Source organism: Methylotenera sp. (assembly GCF_036401095.1).
Classification (GTDB): domain Bacteria; phylum Pseudomonadota; class Gammaproteobacteria; order Burkholderiales; family Methylophilaceae; genus Methylotenera.
Genome location: NZ_DASWWA010000007.1, coordinates 16,254 through 36,001, shown reverse-complemented (window position 1 = coordinate 36,001; position 19,748 = coordinate 16,254). Strand labels below are relative to the sequence as shown.

At 43.7% G+C, this 19,748-nt stretch carries 19 protein-coding genes; 13 read left to right on the top strand and 6 right to left on the bottom strand.

What is annotated here, in order from left to right; translation table 11 throughout:
* Positions 1 to 102 precede the first annotated feature (102 nt).
* The 4 genes from iscA (at position 103) to fdx (ending at position 3,381) form a co-directional block, all read left to right on the top strand.
* A complete protein-coding gene (gene iscA, locus VGD82_RS05965; RefSeq protein WP_135278369.1) occupies positions 103 to 426 on the top strand; it encodes an iron-sulfur cluster assembly protein IscA in 324 nt (107 codons plus the stop codon).
* A gap of 11 nt (positions 427 to 437) precedes the next feature.
* Positions 438 to 968: a Fe-S protein assembly co-chaperone HscB gene (hscB, locus tag VGD82_RS05960; RefSeq protein WP_331019529.1), complete on the top strand. Its 531-nt coding sequence runs from the start codon at positions 438 to 440 to the stop codon at positions 966 to 968.
* 34 nt (positions 969 to 1,002) lie between these two features.
* Positions 1,003 to 2,898, top strand: coding sequence for a Fe-S protein assembly chaperone HscA (gene hscA, locus VGD82_RS05955; protein WP_331019528.1), 1,896 nt, complete (start codon positions 1,003 to 1,005; stop codon positions 2,896 to 2,898).
* A gap of 141 nt (positions 2,899 to 3,039) precedes the next feature.
* Positions 3,040 to 3,381 (top strand): ISC system 2Fe-2S type ferredoxin, encoded by a 342-nt coding sequence (fdx, locus tag VGD82_RS05950; protein WP_331019527.1) that lies wholly within the window; start codon positions 3,040 to 3,042, stop codon positions 3,379 to 3,381.
* A 100-nt stretch (positions 3,382 to 3,481) separates the two neighbouring features.
* On the opposite strand, the gene VGD82_RS05945 is transcribed toward fdx, so the two are convergent.
* From VGD82_RS05945 to VGD82_RS05935, 3 genes are all read right to left on the bottom strand, one after another.
* The gene (locus tag VGD82_RS05945) at positions 3,482 to 4,126 is read right to left on the bottom strand and encodes a carbonic anhydrase (protein ID WP_331019526.1); all 645 of its coding nucleotides are present in this window, start codon (positions 4,124 to 4,126) and stop codon (positions 3,482 to 3,484) included.
* A 48-nt stretch (positions 4,127 to 4,174) separates the two neighbouring features.
* Positions 4,175 to 5,728 carry a SulP family inorganic anion transporter gene (locus VGD82_RS05940; protein WP_331019525.1) on the bottom strand — a complete coding sequence of 518 codons (1,554 nt, stop codon included), beginning with the start codon at positions 5,726 to 5,728 and terminating at the stop codon, positions 4,175 to 4,177.
* A gap of 84 nt (positions 5,729 to 5,812) precedes the next feature.
* A complete protein-coding gene (locus tag VGD82_RS05935; protein ID WP_331019524.1) occupies positions 5,813 to 6,019 on the bottom strand; it encodes a hypothetical protein in 207 nt (68 codons plus the stop codon).
* Positions 6,020 to 6,109: 90 nt separating this feature from the next.
* Between VGD82_RS05935 and VGD82_RS05930 the strand changes: the two genes are divergently transcribed.
* The 3 genes from VGD82_RS05930 to VGD82_RS05920 are packed head-to-tail and all read left to right on the top strand — an operon-like array spanning position 6,110 to position 9,364.
* Positions 6,110 to 6,916 carry a response regulator transcription factor gene (locus VGD82_RS05930; RefSeq protein ID WP_331019523.1) on the top strand — a complete coding sequence of 269 codons (807 nt, stop codon included), beginning with the start codon at positions 6,110 to 6,112 and terminating at the stop codon, positions 6,914 to 6,916.
* An 8-nt stretch (positions 6,917 to 6,924) separates the two neighbouring features.
* Positions 6,925 to 8,922 (top strand): hybrid sensor histidine kinase/response regulator, encoded by a 1,998-nt coding sequence (locus VGD82_RS05925; RefSeq protein ID WP_331019522.1) that lies wholly within the window; start codon positions 6,925 to 6,927, stop codon positions 8,920 to 8,922.
* Positions 8,900 to 9,364, top strand: a complete 465-nt coding sequence (locus VGD82_RS05920; protein WP_331019521.1) for a response regulator — start codon at positions 8,900 to 8,902, stop codon at positions 9,362 to 9,364. Before VGD82_RS05925 ends, VGD82_RS05920 begins: the two co-directional genes overlap by 23 nt.
* A 72-nt stretch (positions 9,365 to 9,436) precedes the next feature.
* Here the strand turns inward: VGD82_RS05920 and VGD82_RS05915 are convergent, their stop codons facing one another.
* The 3 genes from VGD82_RS05915 to prfB form a co-directional block, all read right to left on the bottom strand.
* Positions 9,437 to 10,990, bottom strand: coding sequence for an OprO/OprP family phosphate-selective porin (locus VGD82_RS05915; RefSeq protein ID WP_331019520.1), 1,554 nt, complete (start codon positions 10,988 to 10,990; stop codon positions 9,437 to 9,439).
* 197 nt (positions 10,991 to 11,187) lie between these two features.
* Positions 11,188 to 12,741, bottom strand: coding sequence for a lysine--tRNA ligase (gene lysS, locus VGD82_RS05910; protein ID WP_331019519.1), 1,554 nt, complete (start codon positions 12,739 to 12,741; stop codon positions 11,188 to 11,190).
* 1 nt (position 12,742) lies between these two features.
* Positions 12,743 to 13,847, bottom strand: a protein-coding gene (prfB, locus tag VGD82_RS05905; RefSeq protein WP_331019518.1) for a peptide chain release factor 2 whose coding sequence is annotated in 2 segments (ribosomal slippage) — positions 12,743 to 13,765 and positions 13,767 to 13,847 — 1,104 coding nt in all. Because the reading frame shifts where the segments join, the coding sequence is not laid out codon by codon here.
* Positions 13,848 to 14,078: 231 nt separating this feature from the next.
* On the opposite strand from prfB, the gene VGD82_RS05900 reads away from it, so the two are divergent.
* The 6 genes from VGD82_RS05900 (at position 14,079) to pstB (ending at position 19,722) form a co-directional block, all read left to right on the top strand.
* On the top strand, positions 14,079 to 14,735 hold the full coding sequence (locus VGD82_RS05900; protein ID WP_331019517.1) for a DUF47 domain-containing protein: 657 nt from the start codon (positions 14,079 to 14,081) through the stop codon (positions 14,733 to 14,735).
* A gap of 10 nt (positions 14,736 to 14,745) precedes the next feature.
* The gene (locus tag VGD82_RS05895; protein ID WP_331019516.1) at positions 14,746 to 15,747 is read left to right on the top strand and encodes an inorganic phosphate transporter; all 1,002 of its coding nucleotides are present in this window, start codon (positions 14,746 to 14,748) and stop codon (positions 15,745 to 15,747) included.
* A gap of 155 nt (positions 15,748 to 15,902) precedes the next feature.
* Complete coding sequence (locus VGD82_RS05890) at positions 15,903 to 16,904, top strand: PstS family phosphate ABC transporter substrate-binding protein (protein WP_331019515.1); 1,002 nt, start codon at positions 15,903 to 15,905, stop codon at positions 16,902 to 16,904.
* A 94-nt stretch (positions 16,905 to 16,998) separates the two neighbouring features.
* Complete coding sequence (gene pstC, locus VGD82_RS05885; protein WP_135278384.1) at positions 16,999 to 17,946, top strand: phosphate ABC transporter permease subunit PstC; 948 nt, start codon at positions 16,999 to 17,001, stop codon at positions 17,944 to 17,946.
* Positions 17,947 to 17,948: 2 nt separating this feature from the next.
* On the top strand, positions 17,949 to 18,896 hold the full coding sequence (gene pstA / locus VGD82_RS05880; RefSeq protein ID WP_331019514.1) for a phosphate ABC transporter permease PstA: 948 nt from the start codon (positions 17,949 to 17,951) through the stop codon (positions 18,894 to 18,896).
* Positions 18,897 to 18,942: 46 nt separating this feature from the next.
* On the top strand, positions 18,943 to 19,722 hold the full coding sequence (gene pstB / locus VGD82_RS05875; RefSeq protein ID WP_135278386.1) for a phosphate ABC transporter ATP-binding protein PstB: 780 nt from the start codon (positions 18,943 to 18,945) through the stop codon (positions 19,720 to 19,722).
* Positions 19,723 to 19,748: the final 26 nt, after the last annotated feature.

Genomic DNA, 19,748 nt, shown 5'->3' with positions numbered 1-19,748 from the left:
GTATGCATTAGTGCTGCTCATGCCGCATCCAAAAGCACGCTAAGAAAACTAGCGTTGCTTTGTAGTATAAAATAGCAGTCTAAAAGGATTAAACAAAGAACTATGGCAATTACACTCACAGAAACCGCGGCCAGCCGCGTTGAAAAATTTCTTGCAAATCGCGGTAAAGGCGTAGGTTTGCGCTTGGGCGTTAAAACCACAGGTTGTTCAGGCATGGCGTATACCCTAGAGTTTGTAGATGAGATGCAGCCAGAGGATGTCGCGTTTGAGAGCCATGGCGTTAAAGTTATTATTGATCCAAAAAGCTTGGTTTACCTTGATGGCACTGAGCTAGACTTCACCAAAGAAGGCCTGAACGAAGGCTTTAAATTTAACAACCCTAACGTTAAAGATGAATGCGGTTGCGGTGAAAGCTTTACTGTTTAATTTTGATGCACATGCAGAGCACTCCACCTAATCACTTTGAACTATTCTCTATTGCGGAACAGTTTAATCTCGATACAAGCACGCTGGAAAGTAACTATCGCAAAATTCAGTCTGCGGCCCACCCGGATCGATTTATCACCGCACCAGCCACAGAACGACTTTCTGCCATGCACTTGGCAACCTCTGCCAATGAGGCATATTCCGTATTAAAAAGTCCGGCCAAGCGTGCAAAATATATGTTGGAGCAACATGGCATCGATGCCATAGCAGATACCAACACCGTTATGCCAATGGATTTTTTAATGCAGCAGATGGAGTGGCGTGAGCGCATTGAAGATGCCAAAATGGCACGCGACATCTCAGAACTAGATAACATTGCTGACGAGTTAGCCACGGAAGCCAAAGCATTAGTTGGCGATTTGTGTGAGTTATTTGACATTAAACAAGACCTAGCCGCAGCTACAGAAATCACTCGTAAACTAATTTTTATCGATAAAGTTTGTGCAGACATAGACCAAGTCATTGAACAGTTAGATCATTAGCGTAGCAATTAACAGATAAGCAACTAGTAAACTTATGGCATTACTCCAAATTTCAGAACCAGGCATGAGTGCCGCACCTCATCAGCACAGACTGGCTGTAGGCATAGACTTAGGCACAACCAACTCACTGATTGCAACTGTGCGTAGCGGCATGAGCACCGTATTACAAGATGATTTTGGCCATGCGCTATTACCCTCTGTAGTGCGTTATATGCCTAATGGCGATATCGTAGTGGGGCATGAGGCACAAGCACACCAAAGTGAAGACCCGGTCAACACCGTCATTTCGGTCAAACGCTTTATGGGTCGTAATTTAAACGACATTACCAATAAGGCACATATCCCGTATCGATTTGTTGAAGGCTCAGATGCAGCCACAACACGCAGCTTGCAACTACAAACCCGTGCTGGCCTTAAAACACCGGTTGAAATTTCAGCTGAAATTCTTAAAACACTGAAAGCCCGTGCCGAGAAATCACTAGGCGGCGAGCTCGTGGGTGCGGTCATTACAGTACCAGCCTACTTTGATGACGCACAGCGCCAGGCAACAAAAGATGCCGCGCGCTTAGCCGGTTTAAATGTATTACGTTTACTGAACGAGCCTACCGCTGCCGCCGTAGCCTATGGCTTAGACAACGCAGCAGAAGGTACTTTTGTCATTTACGACTTAGGTGGTGGCACATTTGACGTATCCATCCTACGTTTATCTAAAGGCGTATTTGAAGTACTTGCCACCAATGGTGACGCAGCCTTAGGCGGTGACGATTTTGACCACCGCATCTATTGCTGGGTGCTGGATCAAGTGCGTGCAGCAAATGAAAACTTCTCCCCGCTTACCGAAGAAGACACCAGATTACTGCTCACCAAAGCGCGGCAAGCAAAAGAGTGGCTCACTGACAACTTTGAAGCACAAATAGTCTGTAAATTAGGTAATGGCATCTTAGTAGACGTTACCTTAACGGCACCGCAGCTTGTCGAAGTCACTGAGCATTTAGTCAGCAAAACTTTATCACCAACACGTAAAGCCATGCGCGATGCCAAACTAAGCATTGAGGACATTAACGGTGTAGTGCTAGTAGGTGGTGCTACCCGTATGCCGCATATTCGCCATGCGGTACAAGAATTCTTTAAACAAGAACCGCTCACCAATTTAGACCCAGACAAAGTGGTTGCCTTAGGCGCTGCGATTCAAGCTAACATTCTTGCTGGTAATAAGAGCGATGACGACCTATTGTTACTGGACGTCACCCCGCTATCGCTGGGCTTGGAAACCATGGGCGGTTTAGTAGAAAAAGTCATCCATCGCAATAGCACATTGCCAATCGCGCGCGCGCAAGAGTTCACCACTTATAAAGATGGACAAACTGCCATGAGCGTACACGTAGTACAAGGTGAACGCGACTTAGTGAGCGATTGCCGCTCCCTCGCTCGCTTTGAGCTACGCGGCATACCGCCAATGGCTGCTGGTGCGGCCAGAATCCGCGTGACCTTCACGGTTGATGCCGACGGTTTACTCTCAGTATCAGCACGTGAACAGAGTACAGGCATTGAAGCGCACATTGCAGTAAAGCCATCTTACGGCCTCACTGAAGATGAAATCACCAATATGTTGAAAGCTTCTTTCAACAGTGCAGAAGATGATAAAAAAGCTCGCATGTTGGCAGAAGCAAGGGTAGATGCAGGTGCCATTATCGGTTCTATCAGCGCAGCGTTAGCGGCGGATAGCCAGCTGATTAGCGCCGAAGAAGTAAAAGCAATTGAAGCGGAGATTCAAAAGCTGCAGCAACTGAGTGAAGGCGAAGACGCAACCGCAATTCATCAGGCTGTGGATGCACTTAACCATGCAACTGAGGCATTTGCCGCAGCACGTATGGATGCCAGCGTGAGCCGTGCCTTAGCTGGTAAACATTTAGAAAACCTAGATTTATAATCGTTAGATCTATAATCTTGGGATTTATAACTTTAAAAACAGTGTAGTACTAACAAACCATTAAATCCATGCACCACCAACACAGGGAGTTGCATGATTTTAAAGCAGACGTTAGCACTACAGTATTATTGAGAAACCGATATGCCACAAATTATTATCCTGCCTCACGTAGAACTTTGTCCAGATGGCGCAGCTATTGAAGCACAAGCCGGTGAGTCTATTTGCGATGTTTTGTTAAACAACGATATTGATATTGATCACGCTTGCGACAAAGCCTGTGCATGCACCACATGCCATGTGATTGTGCGTGAAGGGTTTAAATCTCTGAGTGACTCTACCGAGCAGGAAGATGATTTACTGGATAAAGCTTGGGGCTTGGAACCAAACTCTAGACTCTCATGCCAAGCCGTAGTGGGCACAGAAGATTTAGTGGTAGAAATTCCAAAATACAGCATCAACATGGCAAAAGAAGGCCATCGCTAAGAAAAATATAAAGGCAGCATTGCCAAACAAACAAATACCCCGCCAGTAAAAAAGCCACCTTTAACAGGTGGCTTTCTTACTGCGGACTTACAAATGGTAATTAACCAATGTAAGTTTCTTCTAGGAAGTTCACTTTGCCTGTTGTCAGGTCATAAATGGAACCTACTATCGCAATCTGCCGCGCTTCAATCATATCGTTAACGATATCACTTTGGCGGATAATGGTATCAATCTGGTGCTTTACATTCAGCACATTGATTTTCTCAACAAAGTCCGGGTTTTTAGAAGTTCTCTCTTCTTTATTTAACACCGTTTTTTCATGACGAATAGATGGCTTAATGAAGTTGATAATTTCACCGATATGACCATCTTTAAAGTCATCGCATGCTGCTTTTACTGCGCCACAGCTGCTATGCCCCATCACCACAATTAGCTTGCTACCTAAGTATTTAGAGCTGAACTCCAAGCTACCAATCGCTTTATCTGACGCAATATTACCAGCTAAGCGCACACTAAAAATATCGCCCAACGCCTGATCAAACAACAGCTCTACTGGCGCGCGTGAATCACTACAGCTCAAAAAAGATGCGAAAGGATGCTGTTTGTCTCTAGTAATATTCAGCAAGCTTTGAAAGTCTTTATCGTGTGAGTAGTTATTCATAAAACGAAGATTACCTTCCACTAAAATATCTAAAGCCTCTTTCGGTGACATTTGGTCGCGGTTAAGTAATGGATGTTTATACATGCTTATTTCCTATTTTAATAATAATGAGCAAACTACTAATTCTGTTGATTAATATTTAGGTTGAATAAATTTAATCGTCTCCACTTCAATATTCTTTAATTTTGCATGAAGCGGGTAATCACGGATATATTCTACAACATCGTATGCAATTGATTTGCAATTAGAACAATCAATAATCACCTTTGCATTGCCAGGAATCAATTCCAGCACCTTTAAGATACTTGCTTTATTAAAGAATGAAATCTCTTCGGCTAACACAATATGATGCACCTCACGACCGTCCTTCGTAGTTGTGGTCTCTTTCATATAGTGCGAGTTACGGTAACTATGGTGCAAGGTATAAAACACACCCACCACCAAACCAATCGCAATGCCCGTTAATAAATCCGTTAATAAAATAGCCACAACCGTTGCAATAAATGGTGCAAATTGCTCCCAGCCTAATTTATACATATTTGCAAACAGCGATGGCTTAGCTAACTTATAACCCACCATAATCAAGATAGCTGCCAAGCTGGCTAAAGGTATCATATTTAACAGGCTAGCGATGGTGACTGCACTCAATAATAACCAAATACCGTGCAAAATCGCTGACAATTTAGTTTTAGCGCCAAACGTGATATTGGCAGAGCTACGTACAATCACCTGTGTAATAGGTAGGCCACCAATCAGACCAGACAGCACATTACCAATCCCTTGTGCTTTTAGCTCCTGATTCGTTGGGGTAATGCGTTTTAGTGGATCTAGCTTATCAGTGGCTTCTACGCACAACAAAGTTTCCAAGCTTGCTACAATTGCCATCACCACAGCAACTTTATAAATCTCTATATTAGTGATTTGTGAAAAGTCAGGGGTTGTAAACTGCCCAAGTAAATCGCTCACGCTATGCGCTACTGGCAGGTGCACAATTTGGCTGTCTGCTAAAGTGAAATTTAGAATACCATTTTGAAACAGCCAGTTAAACAAAATACCAACCAACACCACTACAATCGGCCCTTGCAGTAACTCAAATAGGCGATGCTTTTTTGTAAGTGTTGTATCCCATAGTACTAATATCAGCATAGACACTGCCGCAATTAATAGCGCACCTGGCGTTAACAAAGACCATGCATCAACTAAGGCAGAAAAAGTATTGCTACCATCAGCCTGCACAAAGGATTCGCTACCTTGATAATCAAAATCATAGCCCAGTGCATGCGGTATTTGCTTCAGCACAATTAACAAACCAATACCGGTTAACATACCTTTGATGACAGACGAAGGTACAAAGTACGCAATAAAACCAGCCTTAAAATAACCTAACAAATACTGAATCACCCCAGCCATCACAACAGCCAGTAAAAAAGACTGAAATGAACCTAAGGTTCCGATTGCAGTAAGCACGATCACAGCCAATCCCGCAGCCGGACCACTCACACCTAGCTGAGAGCCGCTAAACATCCCCACCACAATACCACCGACAATACCGGCAATTACTCCAGCAAATAATGGTGCGCCTGATGCGAGTGCAATACCTAAACACAAAGGCAGTGCGACGAAAAATACCACAATACTCGCAGGCAAATCATTTTTAAATTCACTAAACCATGTAGCTATTTTCATTATTACTATCTCTACAATATTATTTTTGAGCCAAGGATGAAAACTATGTCACTGACAAGTGACATAGACTTAATATAGTTAATGCTATCTAACCTTGCTTTCCATAAATGGCCTAGAACCTAGAAACTTAGTTTTGAGTACGTCATGCTTATCCGACTTATTCTCTTCCACTATCTCGGCCTTAGTATCTGTGGCTGGTTCTGCTTTATCTTTTTCCACGTCCTGTTTTTCACTGGCAGACGCACTTAGCGCAAACATCAAACCTAGCAACCATACTGACAATACTTTCATTCTTTTCTCCTAATCTATCTTTCTAAGTGTTGTATCTGAAACCTAACTGCGCTGATTCATTAGCAACGAGAGCAATTGTATAGAGAGAGATTGCAACAAAAGTCTACCGATATAGGTATATCAGTATATACTGAACGGCATATACAACATCCAAATACTGGTATTATGGAAAGCGCTAGAGAGTTTCGATTAAATAATCGCGAATCGCAGGCAAAGGAAGCCCAAGTCCGGCTGTTTAATGGCTTGGGTGCAACACTGTTTGAAGATGGCTGGAAAATAGATTCGCCACAATATTTTTTAGATTTAATTGCAGCATACATTGCAGCAGAACATGGCATTATTGCTACAGAGTCAGCTGGAAAGCTCAACATTGTTGCAACTAAAGGTCAGACTTTACCGCAAGGTACGCGTGTGCCTATGCTGGGTATTTTTGCCACGCTATTAAAATATCCTGTTAAATTCAAAGCCCACCAGTATCAGGGCAGTATGTTCTGGACTTACACGCCTAGCGATATGGACCAAGAGTACCTTATCCCCATTGCTATCGGTCAACAGTCTATGGGGCTCATTGTTCTCTCGGGTCAGAACCTGCAACTCACTCCACATGAACTTATCACGCTGCAATCAATCAGTGGCATTCTAGGCTTGGCACTTAAACAAGCATCAAGCATGAGCACAGAAGATAAAGACCTCACCGTTATTGAGCGACTGACCCCACGAGAGCGTGAAGTATTCGCCTTACTGCCGTCAGGGTTGAGCAATCGGGAATTAGCTGCAAAACTAGGAATCTCAGCCGGGACCGTTAAAATTCATGTAGAAAGGGTTCTAAGCAAACTCAATTTACGCGATAGAACGCAAGCCGCGGTTAAGGCTTACGAACTTGGTTATAGAGCCTAGCAATACACATGAGCATGATGAATATCCAGATGAAACTAAACGCATATATACAGCAGTTACAAGCACCATCATCCATTTGGCAAGATCTACCATTACGGATTAAAGGCCCGATTGTGATTGCATTGCCACTCACGATTCTGCTGCTATCCCTGCTCTCATTGTATTTGCACGAAAAACAAGCCGCCATACTCGAAAATAAACTAAGAGTCGCCCTGCAAAACCAACGTGATATTCAGGCGGTGCATACACAGCTGGTGGAGGCTTCGACCGGTGTGCGTGACTATTTACTTACAGGAGAAAAGTCTTTTCTCAACTTTTACTTCCAAGCCAATCAAAAGCTGGCCTCTACACTCAGCAAGCTGGAAGCAGAGCTGGAAGATGAAGAACAAATAGCAAGGCTTAGCCGCATCAAGCCGTTAGTCAATCAAAACTTGGCAGATTTAGCAAAACTAGCGAGCAGTAATTTGGAGATCGATAACACTGCCTTGGTAAAACAGTTTAGCGTGCAGGGGAAAACCCTAAACAACCTACGCACGTTAATTGAAGAAATGAGCACGCGTGAAGCAAAGCTCGTTGCAGATGACCAAAAGCAAGTGAACTATGAGCGCCAGCGCAATATCAACCTCACTATCATTTCAGCATTGGCGGGTATTTTAGGTACGCTGGCCAGCGCATGGGTGTTTTCCAGAACCATCGTCAAACGTGTGCAGCTTATCCGCGACAGCGCCGCACACTTAGCAAGGGGCGAAGCGCTCGCACTCCCCTCAATCAGCCAAGATGAGCTTGGTCAATTAGCACATGAGCTAGACCAAGCCGCCCAACTACTCACTAACAGCATGTATGAAGCAAACTTGGCAAAACTGCAAGCGCAGGAAGCCAACGCAGAAAAAAGCATTTTCTTATCAAGAACTAGCCACGAGCTAAGAACTCCCCTAAATGCCATTTTAGGTTTTGCACACCTGCTGGAAACCGACTTAGCTGACCTGAAGCAAAAGGAAAGTCTGTCTATGATTTCTGCCGCAGGCAAGCACCTGCTTAAACTGATAGATCAAGTATTGGATATTGCCAGAATTGAGTCTGGAGATATGCAGATTGATATTCAGGCATGTGACATCTCGACACTGCTAGATGAAGCAACACATTTTATGCACCCGCTTGCCAAGGCGCGTGACATTCAGATTAAAACCTACTACCCGCCTGACCTCGTCATTGCTACCGATAGGCAAAGGCTGTTGCAAATTGTGCTTAACTTAATTTCTAACGCACTGAAATATGGTCCCGCCCATGCCAAAGTATATGTGCAGGCTTACAAGAAAGATGACAAAGTCATTATCGAGATAGCGGACGAAGGCAAAGGTATCCCAAAATCCATGCATCATCGCGTGTTTACCCCGTTTGAACGCTTGGGCGCAGAAAATACTAAAGTCGAAGGTGTAGGCTTAGGGCTGGCGCTCAGCAACCAAATGATGGCAGCACTTGGCGGTGAGATTCATATCGCTAGCGACAAGAGCTTATTCCAGCTCACTCTGCCCTACAAGCAACTTGCGGAAACACCAGAACCAGCGATTGATGAACCGTCTACGCTAAATAGCATCTCATTACGGCATCAGGCCAAAATTCTATATGTAGAAGACAACCCTAGTAACCGAGCGCTTATTGAGGCAATTATTGCCAGAAATGCTAACTTCCACCTATATGCGGTTAGCACCATTCAAGAAGCAAAAAGTTTCTTGGTAAAATCCACACCCGATATTGCCTTAATTGACTTGAACCTACCAGATGGCTCCGGCGTCAATTTAGTTGAGCATATTCAAAACAATGCCAAGCATGCACATATCCCTATCCTGATTTTATCTGCAGATGCCACGCCCGCAAGTATTGGCAGGCTAAAGAGAATGGGAATACACGAATATTTTACTAAACCTTTAGATATTGCAGCATTTAACCAAACGCTCAATAAACTACTCAATTCGATTGAAAAAAATGAACGAAAAGCTGATTCTTAACGCAAAAATTCTCATTGTTGATGACTCTGATGCTAACTTACGCCTGCTCGAAGAGCTACTGGCCAGAGAGGGCTTCACCCAAGTGCTCAGCACCACAGACCCAACGCGCGCGATGGACTTATTTAACGCCCTGCAGCCAGACATTATTCTGCTGGACCTGATGATGCCAGAGTTAGACGGCTATGCCGTGCTAGAACAGTTATCTAAGCGTATCACGCCGGACGAATACCTACCAGTGTTAGTACTCACCGCAGACAGCACGATTACCGCCAGAAGAAAAGCATTATCGCTAGGTGCCAAAGACTTCCTCACCAAGCCATTTGACTCGATTGAGGCGATGCTAAGAGTATGGAACCTACTAGAAACCCGCATGCTGTTTTGCGCGTTAAAAGCACACAACCCACTGTTTGAAATGCCTAACCACTTTTTAAAAGACAAATAAAAGATAAGTTGCAAGCGCCCATAAAAAAACCCGCTTGCGCGGGTTTTTTTATGTAAATGCAGCGAGTATTAACTAGAAAGTAAACTGCGCACGCGCTGTAATTGCTTTCTCGTTATCCTTCAATTTATTCTCAATCAAGATTGGTGTATCAAAATTGGTTTGAATAAAGTTCAGCATAAAGCGTGTGTTTGGGTTAGGTACAAAGTTCAAACCAACTGTCCATGCACCAGCCTCAAAGGTATTGGTACTTGTGGCTGTATTTGCCGCAGTGATTCTACCTACGTTGTTAGAAACGCTAGTGCCTACAAACGTTGAGTTATTAAAGTCACTGGCATCAATGTGTGAGTAACGTAAGCCCACTTGCCAAGTACCACCACCTTTGCCCAAATCGAAATTATTTGCCGGCTTAACTGCGGTGAAAATACCTTCCTTGTAGAAGTCAGCAAATTTCTCACCAGTAATATTCCACAGAGCAGAAACATACCAAGCATCGATATCCGCGTCAAAATCTTTAGTTGCAGTCAAATCACCACTAAAGCTGTTACGCATCCACTCACTCGCTACTTTAACCGGACCAAATGCCGCAGCACCTTCTACCGCAAAGCGCTGGCGGTTAACTTCATTGCTCACACCATTCGCACTAATCAAACCTGGTAGTTTTAAGAAGTTCACACCACGCGCTTCAGTACGCAATGAGTTGGTACCAGCTAGCCAGAATGTGTTATCAGCTGCTGCTGCAATTGTACCTGTACCAGATGCATTATTATTTTTTGAAATGTCACCATTCGCAAAACCAACACCCAAGTGATACACAGCATCTTTATTTTCCATTAACTGTGCAAAGTTAACGGTTGCGTTCGCTTGAATTTCTGGTTTACTTACACGGCTATCAGCATCGTTTCTATTTTTGTTACCTTCGCCATTCACTGCAGCAATCGCGTAAGTGATACCGTCTCTAGGCACACCCCAAACCATGGCGCCGCGGTCTTCGTAGCTGCCTAAGCTGTCATGCAAACTGCGCTCTAAGAAGTCTAAGCTGTTAGAGCTCATTTTACGCTCCATACTGATAGGCACCTTGAATTGACCTACTCTAAATTGCAACGGTGCCCAGTAGTTCACGTTGAACCAAGCTTGGTCAAGAATAGCGGTGCTGCCTGTACCTGAGTTACCTGTAGTACCGCCGGCAAAGTCACCAGAAAGTTGGAAAGTGTAGTTATTAAATAACTGACCACTGATATTGATACGTGCACGGCGCATATCAAAAGTGTCTGATTCATTTGCAGTATTACCACTGGTATTTTTATCATTGCTACCGTGGTCAAAATTGCGATAGTCTGCATGTATACGGCCACCTACAGCAACGCTGACTGATTTATCTTCGTTCTCAAAACGTAGGCCGTCTTTATTCACTACATTAATTTGTTTTTTTGATTTTGCTTCAGCTGCATCACGTTCACCACTGCGGCCTTTAGTGAGCAATGCGCCTTCTTCTTCTGTTAACACGCCTTTTGCAACCAACGCATTCACAATATCTATAGTAGAATCTGCAGATGCCTGTTGTGCAACACCTAACATTAATGCACCTGTGATACTCGCAGCCACCAAGCTACGTAATTTGTAGTTCATTTACATTCCCTCTATTAATTTAATAATTATTTACTGCGTTTTTCGACAGAGGGGATTTTGCGGTAGCTGTATTACAGTTTCATGACAGATCAAACTTTATAAAAACTATTTTTTATTAGTTGTATTTTTACAACAAAAAGCCGTTACTAGCATTTACTAGTAACGGCTTAGGTAAAACAAGCAATGCAGATTAAAGCTTAAGCTTCTGGGCGCATATGCGGGAACAGAATCACATCACGGATACTTGCACTGTCTGTAATCATCATCACCAAGCGGTCAATACCAATACCACAACCGCCAGTCGGTGGCATGCCGTACTCTAGCGCACGGATAAAGTCAGCATCGTAGTACATCGCTTCAGCATCACCCGCTTCTTTTGCTTTCATTTGCGCATGGAAACGCGCTGCCTGATCTTCGGCATCGTTTAACTCGCTAAAGCCGTTTGCAATTTCACGTCCTGTCACAAACAACTCAAAACGTTCAGTGATTTCAGGATTCTTGTCAGATGAACGTGCTAAAGGCGACACTTCTACTGGGTAATCAATAATGTAGGTAGGCTCCCACAATTGGCTTTCTGCAGTTTCTTCAAACAAGGCCAGCTGCAATGCACCCAAACCTGCATGATCAAATGGTTTGGTGCCAAATTTCAGTATCTCTGCACGCAAGAAGGCAGCATCGTTCAGCTGCTCCAACGTATATTGCGGTGCGTATTTTTGAATTGCGCCCACAATGGTCAAGCGTTGGAATGGTTTACTTAAATCCAACTCACGGCCTTGATACTGCAATACGGCTGAACCTGTCGCCGCAATCGCAGCAGTGCGGATACAGCGCTCGGTGAAATCCATCAACCATAGGTAGTCAGTATAAGCCGCATAAAATTCCATCATGGTGAATTCTGGATTATGGCGTACGCTCAAACCCTCATTACGGAAGTTACGGTTCACCTCAAACACGCGCTCAAAACCGCCCACAACCAAACGCTTTAAATACAACTCAGGCGCAATACGCATGTACATTTGCATATCTAGCGCATTGTGGTGCGTAATAAACGGTTTAGCTGACGCGCCACCTGGAATTGGGTGCAGCATTGGCGTTTCTACTTCTAAGAATTGATTATCAAGCATAAAGCCGCGAATCGCCGATACCACTTTGCTGCGTGCAATAAAGGTTGCACGGGTTTCTTCAGAGACCATTAAATCTACATAGCGCTGACGATACTTAACCTCTTGGTCCTGTAAGCCATGAAACTTCTCAGGTAATGGGCGCAATGACTTAGTCAACAAACGTAGCTCAGACACCTTGATTGAAAGCTCACCGGTTTTAGTTTTAAACAACACGCCTTTAGCTGCAACAATGTCACCTAAGTCCCAGTGCTTAAAAGCCTCGTAAACAGCATCACTACTGCTTTCATCGGTAAAGTTATCTTTAGAAACAAATAATTGAATACGGCCAGTGCTATCTTGCACAGTAGCAAAACTGGCTTTACCCATGACACGTTTTAACATCATGCGGCCAGCAATGCTCACATGCACTGCTCTAGGTTGTAGCACCTCATTATCAAAGCCGCCAAATTCAGCGTGCAAAGCGACTGCCTGATGGTCTGGCTTGAAGTCATTAGGGAAAGCAACCGTGCCATTTAATTTAGCACTTTCACGAATCGATTTTAATTTCTCGCGGCGCTCGGCAATCACATGATTTTCATCGATTGCAGGCACTTCATTATTTTGTTCATTATTTTGCACGTTACTCACACTACACTCCCTGCTTCAAACTTTCGGTAATAAATGGGTCAAGGTCGCCATCTAGCACGCCTTGCGTATTGCCAATTTCCACGCCAGTACGTAAATCCTTAATGCGTGACTGGTCTAGCACATAAGACCTGATTTGATGGCCCCAACCAATATCGGTTTTGGCATCTTCAAGTGCTTGTTTTTCTTGATTGCGCTTATTCAACTCAAGATTATAAAGAGCACCCTTCAGCATATTCATCGCCTCCTCTCGGTTACGATGTTGCGAGCGGTCGTTTTGACACTGCACCACAGTATTAGTCGGAATATGCGTAATACGTACCGCAGAATCTGTCTTATTAATATGCTGACCACCCGCACCACTGGCACGATAGGTATCTACACGTAAATCCGCAGGGTTGATATCAATTTGAATCGAATCATCTACCTCAGGGAATATCTGCACACTGGCGAAACTGGTATGTCGCTTGGCATTAGAATCGAATGGCGACTTACGCACTAAACGATGTACGCCATTTTCTGTACGTAAAGTACCGTAGGCGTAATCGCCAGACACTTTAATAGACGCACCTTTAATACCAGCAACATCACCTTCAGACTCTTCTAACACCTCAACTTTAAAGCCTTTACGTTCGCAATAACGTAAATACATACGGAGCAGCATATTTGCCCAATCTTGCGCTTCAGTACCGCCGCTACCTGATTGAAACTCGATAAAGCAATTTGCAGAATCTAGCTCGCCAGAGAACATGCGCCTGAACTCCATCTCAGCGATTTCTTTCTCTAGTGCCAAAGAATCATGCTCCACACTAACTAATGTATCGTCATCATTCTCTTCTCGCGCCATGTCAAACAACTCCTGCGCATCTTTTAGCCCTGCCTGTACATGGGTGAGCGTGTTTACCACCAGCTCTAACGCACGCTTCTCTTTGCCTAAGGCCTGGCTTTTGGCGTTGTCATCCCAAATTTTAGGGTCTTCTAGTAGGCCATTAACCTCTTCTAAACGCTGACTTTTAGATTCAAAGTCAAAGATACCCCCGAAGAGCTAGGTTACGCTCGCCTAAATCGCCTAAGCGATTAGCAATTATATTGAGTTGTTCTGCTTCCATAATGCTTACGTATTGCTAAAAAACGCCATTATACAGCAAAGGCTTATCGCGCCATATTGCCGGATGAAAGCATCTTATCGCGCATAACAATCAACTTAGATCATTGAAAAAAGTTCCATTAAATACATATAAATACTCGCAGATTTTGGCCTACACGGTTAAACTTGCGATATTCAAGAATTTTTAATCTAAAAGTAACAAAACAGTAATAAATAAGGGAGTTAAAAAACTATGGCAAATGCTGCACTTGGTCGATTAATGGCTGCAATTTCACCTCGTAATGACAATTACTTCGTACTTTTCAACAGCCTGGCAGACTGTGCTGTCAAAGGCTCAAAAGTACTCGCCATGATGGCCGCAGTAAGAGATAGCGAAAAATTTGATGAACATTTTGCTGAAATTCGAAAAATCGAATCTGAAGCGGATGAATATACAAAAGAAATTTTACTCTCCCTACACAAAACATTTATTACACCATTCGATCGCCGTGAAATCCGTGAACTGGCAATGGCACTAGACGACATCATCGACTACATGGAAGCCATTCCACAAAGTGCAAAAATTTACGGCCACACCGCATTTACACCTGAAATGGTAGCACTGGGTCAAATTCTGTTACGTGCATCTGAAAAAGTACGTGAAGCAGTAAGCATGTTGTCAGACATGAAAAACTCTAGCCGCATTCTACAAACCTGTGAAGAAATTAGCAGTATTGAAGGTGAAGCTGACCACGTGATGCGCTCAGGCATGCATCGCTTATTTGCTGAAGAAGAAGATGCTCGCACCTTAATTCGCTCAAAAGAGCTTTACGATTTATTTGAAGAAGCAGTTGATAGCTGTGAAGACGTTGCAGATGTAATCCATGGCGTTGTACTTGAGCGCATCTAAGGGGTAAACAATGGATCACGCAATTCTCATCATGGCGTTTCTCGTGGTGGTTGCCCTCATATTTGACTTTATGAACGGCTTCCATGACGCTGCCAACTCTATTGCACTCATGGTTTCAACGCGCTTACTCACACCGCAGGCCGCGGTTGCTTGGGCAGCATTTTTCAATTTCAGTGCATTCCTGTTCTTCGGCTTACATGTGGCTGACACCGTAGGTAAAGGCATTATCGACCCGAATATCGTAACTAATGCAGTGATATTTGGCGCACTGACTGGTGCAATTGCATGGAACATCATCACCTGGTGGTTCGGCATTCCGTCATCATCATCACACGCACTGATTGGTGGCTTGCTCGGTGCTGGCGTTGCGCATGCAGGTACTCAGGGCATCATTATTGGTAGCAAATTAATTACTACCGGTGTTGCCATTGTGCTGTCACCACTATTCGGCATGATACTGGCTATGCTGTTTTCAGTGATTGTGCTGTGGCTATTTCAAAGATCCTCACCTTACAAAACAGAGAACCGCTTTAACAAGATGCAATTTATTTCATCTTCTCTATTTAGTTTAGGTCACGGTGCCAACGATGCGCAAAAAACCATGGGTATTATCACTGTGCTGTTATTTGCAAACGGCTACCTGCACGGCGATTTCCATGTGCCATTTTGGGTAGTGATTTCATGCCAGCTAGCAATGGGCTTGGGTACTTTAATGGGCGGATGGCGTATTGTGCGTACGATGGGTATGGGCATCACTAAAGTACGTCCAACCGGTGCGTTCTGTGCACAAACCTCTGGTTCTATCGCATTATTTTTAGCAACATCGCTTGGTATTCCAGTTTCAACCACACATACCATCACGGGTGCAATCGTGGGCGTGGGTGTATCTCGCCGTGCGTCTGCAGTGCGCTGGGGTCTTGCCTCAAGAATCGTATGGGCATGGGTACTCACCATTCCATGTGCAGGTTTAATGGCAGCAATTGGTTACCATTTAGGCCGCAGCTTTATGTAATAAGCTCCGCAATATTGGGGAATCGTAAAAAAGGGCTCAGTTAGAGCCCTTTTTTATTTAGCCAATTTTACTAATTTAATTTTTGTCATTATATTGTCACATTAGCTTCATATGATACGTACAGTTCAACAACTGACTACTCTAAGGAGCAACAAATGCAATACCAGTTTACTAAATATTCAACAATAGCTAGTTTGGTTACATCATTATTTGCATTACCAAACTTTGCTGTAGCTGCTGATAAAATCATCAAGATTGACGGCTCAAGCACGGTATACCCAATCACTGAAGCGGTTGCTGAAGAATTCCAAAAATCAACAAAAACTAAAGTAACCGTAGGTATTTCAGGTACAGGCGGCGGCTTTAAAAAATTCTGCCGCGGTGAAACAGATGTGCAAAATGCTTCACGTCCTATTCTGCAAAAAGAAATTGATGCGTGTAAAGAAGCTGGTGTACAGTTTATTGAGTTACCAGTGGCTTATGATGCGTTAACTGTAGTGATTAACCCAGCTAACGATTTTGCTAAGAAAATGACCACTGCAGAACTTAAAAAATTATGGGAACCTGCAGCGCAAGGTAAAGTAAAAACTTGGAATCAAGTAAACCCAGCATGGCCAAACACGCCAGTTAAACTATTTGGCCCAGGTGCTGACTCAGGTACTTTTGACTACTTTACAGAAGCAATTGTTGGTAAAGCAAAATCAAGCCGTGGTGACTTTACTGCATCAGAAGATGATAACGTCTTAGTTAAAGGCGTTGTAGGTGATAAAGGTGGTCTTGCTTACTTCGGTTATGCTTACTATGAAGAGAATCAAGACAAGTTAACAGCGGTTTCAATTGTTGATAAACCAGGTAAACCAGGTGTATTGCCTTCAAAAGCAACGATTGAAGATGGTACTTATCAACCATTAGCACGCCCTATCTTCATCTACGTTAATGCAACAGCCGCAGCGTTCAAACCAGAAGTTAAAGCCTTTGTTAACTACTATCTTGAAAATAGCAAACCGCTGATTGAAGAAGTAAAATACGTTGCATTACCTGCTAAAGAGCAAAAAGCAGTGATTACACACTGGAAAGCACTTAAACCAGGTACTGGCTTTGGTGGTAAACCTGAAGTTGGTGTAAAAATTGAAGAATTGCTAACGCGTATCAAGTAGTATGTTTAACTGACACTTGTTTGAAAGCACATTAATGACTGCTTTTCTTACAAGTGTCTTTTACCAACCAAGATAACAAGCTGGTATATATAACGTGAATACGGCAACCCAAGTGTTAAATAAATCATTAACCCCTCAAATTAGCGCACGCTTATCAAAGAACTTCACCCGCCACTTAAAAGAGCGAGTGATTGAGTTTATTTTGATGCTAGCGGCACTGTCTGCGGTATTAACAACCGCCGCCATTATTGGCATTTTGCTATATGAGTCTTACGGCTTTTTTGAATATGTGTCTTTGTCCGACTTTTTAACCGACACGGTCTGGACCCCGCTATTTGAAAACCCACGTTACGGCATATTGCCTTTAGTATCTGGCACATTAACTGTGACAGGCGTGGCACTATTGATTGCCGTACCGATTGGCACGATTAGCGCTATTTACCTGTCTGAGTTTGCATCGCACAGAGTGCGTGAAACAGTAAAACCAGTTCTAGAGTTGCTCGCAGGTGTGCCAACCATTGTGTTTGGTTTTTTTGCATTACTGTTTATTACCCCACTATTACAAAAAATCATGCCAGAGTTACCAACCTTTAACATGCTGAGTTCGGGCATTGTGATTGGCATTATGATTATCCCTTACATTGCCTCATTATCAGAAGATGCAATGCGCGCAGTCCCTATGAGCATGCGCGAAGGCTCTTATGCAATGGGTGCAACACGTTTTCAAACTGCTATTAGAGTAGTAACGCCAGCTGCCGTTTCAGGCATTGTGGCCGCTTACATTTTAGGTATATCGCGCGCCATCGGTGAAACCATGGTAGTAGCTATTGCCGCAGGTCAGCAACCTAACCTGACATTTAACCCAATGGACGCAGCAGCCACCATTACCGCTTACATTGTGCAAGTTGCGATGGGTGATTTACCGCACGGTAGCATCGGTTATCAAAGTATCTTTGCTGCAGGCCTGGTGCTGATGTTGATGACACTAACGCTCAACATTATCGGCCACATCACACGCAAGAAATATAGCGAGAGATACTAAACATGAACAACTCATCTACAAATAACATTAACAAGAATTTAGACGAAGTACGTGCCATGATTCATCGGCACAAACTCAATGACTATATATTCTCTATCATTGGCCTACTGTGCCTAATGGTTGGCTTAGTTACCTTATTAACCCTGTTTATTGACTTAATCATTCAGGGTTATCCAAAGTTATTATCTGCAAGTTTTTATACCGACTTCCCATCACGCCGCGCTGCTAGTGCCGGCTTGCTATCAGCGCTAGTAGGCTCATCGCTGGTGATGCTGGTCACTTTCATCTCAGCAGTGCCGGTCGGTGTTATGGCTGCTATTTACTTGGAAGAGTACGCTCCTAAAAACTGGTTTTCGGATCTTATCGAGATTAACGTTTCTAACTTAGCTGCTGTGCCTTCAATTATTTACGGTTTGCTAGCACTGGGCTTATTTGTTTATATATTAGACCTTGGTCAAAGTATCGTTACCGCAGGCCTGACACTGGGCTTACTGATACTGCCGGTTGTGATTGTTGCTACACGTGAATCAATACGCAGTATTCCAATTGCGATTCGCGAGGCAGCTTACGCTGTTGGCGCAACCAAATGGCAAGTTGTGTACGACCATGTGATTAAATACTCTTTTGGTGGCATTCTAACCGGCGTGATTATCGGCATGGCACGTGCGATTGGTGAAACTGCACCGATCATTACGATTGGCGCGCTAACGTTCATTGCATTCTTACCACCATCGCCAGTGACTACATCAGCACCGTTCCTTAACTTTGAATGGCTATCATCTGGCTTTACTGTATTGCCGATTCAAATGTTTAGCTGGCTATCTCGCCCAAGCGAAGCGTTCCATGTAAACGCCGCGGCGGCAGGTGTGATCATCATTTTAGTAACCCTGATTATGAACGGCTTTGCCATCAGAATGCGTTACAAAATGCGTAAGAACATCAAGTGGTAATTCACGGCTTATCTCTATATATCTATCAACAGGAATCTAAATTCTCATGATGACGACAACTACACCAGTAAAAGCTGAAGCACGTAACCTCAGTTTTTTTTATAACGGTGGCCACAACGCAGTTAAAAATGTTTCAATGCCTTTGTATGAAAATAAAATCACGGCATTGATTGGACCTTCTGGTTGCGGTAAATCTACATTTTTACGCTGCTTTAATCGTATGCACGACTTGTACCCTGGTAATAAATACGACGGTCAAATTATCATGCATCCGGATGACACAAACATTTTAGAAAAAAATGTAGACCCGATTGAAGTGCGCATGCGTATTAGCATGGTGTTTCAGAAGCCGAACCCATTTCCAAAATCTATTTACGAAAACGTAGCTTACGGCTTACGCGTACGTGGTGAAAAAAACCGTCGCGTTGTGGATGACAAGGTAGAAGAAGCATTAAAAGGTGCTGCACTTTGGAATGAGGTAAAAGACCGCCTGCAAGACCTAGCTTTTAATTTATCTGGTGGTCAGCAACAACGCTTATGTATTGCACGCGCCTTGGCAACCGACCCTGAAATCATGTTGTTTGACGAACCTACATCAGCGCTGGACCCAATCGCCACCGCAAATATTGAAGAGCTGATGAGTGAGTTACGCAATAAACTTACGATTCTGGTGGTGACGCACAACATGCAACAAGCTGCGCGTGTTTCTGACTACACAGCGTATATGTACTTAGGTGAGTTGATTGAGCATGGCGAGACTGATCGCATTTTCACCCGCCCTTCACGTAAAGAAACTGAAGACTACATTACGGGCAAGTTCGGCTAACGCTTAACCTTAGTTGCTAGACCCAA

Bases quoted from the DNA above. Each gene is read 5' to 3' on its own strand.
- iscA (WP_135278369.1), top strand. From the start codon at position 103: ATGGCAATTACACTCACAGAAACCGCGGCCAGCCGCGTTGAAAAATTT.
- hscB (WP_331019529.1), top strand. From the start codon at position 438: ATGCAGAGCACTCCACCTAATCACTTTGAACTATTCTCTATTGCGGAA.
- hscA (WP_331019528.1), top strand. From the start codon at position 1,003: ATGGCATTACTCCAAATTTCAGAACCAGGCATGAGTGCCGCACCTCAT.
- fdx (WP_331019527.1), top strand. From the start codon at position 3,040: ATGCCACAAATTATTATCCTGCCTCACGTAGAACTTTGTCCAGATGGC.
- VGD82_RS05945 (WP_331019526.1), bottom strand. From the start codon at position 4,126: ATGTATAAACATCCATTACTTAACCGCGACCAAATGTCACCGAAAGAG.
- VGD82_RS05940 (WP_331019525.1), bottom strand. From the start codon at position 5,728: ATGAAAATAGCTACATGGTTTAGTGAATTTAAAAATGATTTGCCTGCG.
- VGD82_RS05935 (WP_331019524.1), bottom strand. From the start codon at position 6,019: ATGAAAGTATTGTCAGTATGGTTGCTAGGTTTGATGTTTGCGCTAAGT.
- VGD82_RS05925 (WP_331019522.1), top strand. From the start codon at position 6,925: ATGAGCATGATGAATATCCAGATGAAACTAAACGCATATATACAGCAG.
- VGD82_RS05920 (WP_331019521.1), top strand. From the start codon at position 8,900: ATGAACGAAAAGCTGATTCTTAACGCAAAAATTCTCATTGTTGATGAC.
- VGD82_RS05915 (WP_331019520.1), bottom strand. From the start codon at position 10,990: ATGAACTACAAATTACGTAGCTTGGTGGCTGCGAGTATCACAGGTGCA.
- VGD82_RS05900 (WP_331019517.1), top strand. From the start codon at position 14,079: ATGGCAAATGCTGCACTTGGTCGATTAATGGCTGCAATTTCACCTCGT.
- VGD82_RS05895 (WP_331019516.1), top strand. From the start codon at position 14,746: ATGGATCACGCAATTCTCATCATGGCGTTTCTCGTGGTGGTTGCCCTC.
- VGD82_RS05890 (WP_331019515.1), top strand. From the start codon at position 15,903: ATGCAATACCAGTTTACTAAATATTCAACAATAGCTAGTTTGGTTACA.
- pstA (WP_331019514.1), top strand. From the start codon at position 17,949: ATGAACAACTCATCTACAAATAACATTAACAAGAATTTAGACGAAGTA.
- pstB (WP_135278386.1), top strand. From the start codon at position 18,943: ATGATGACGACAACTACACCAGTAAAAGCTGAAGCACGTAACCTCAGT.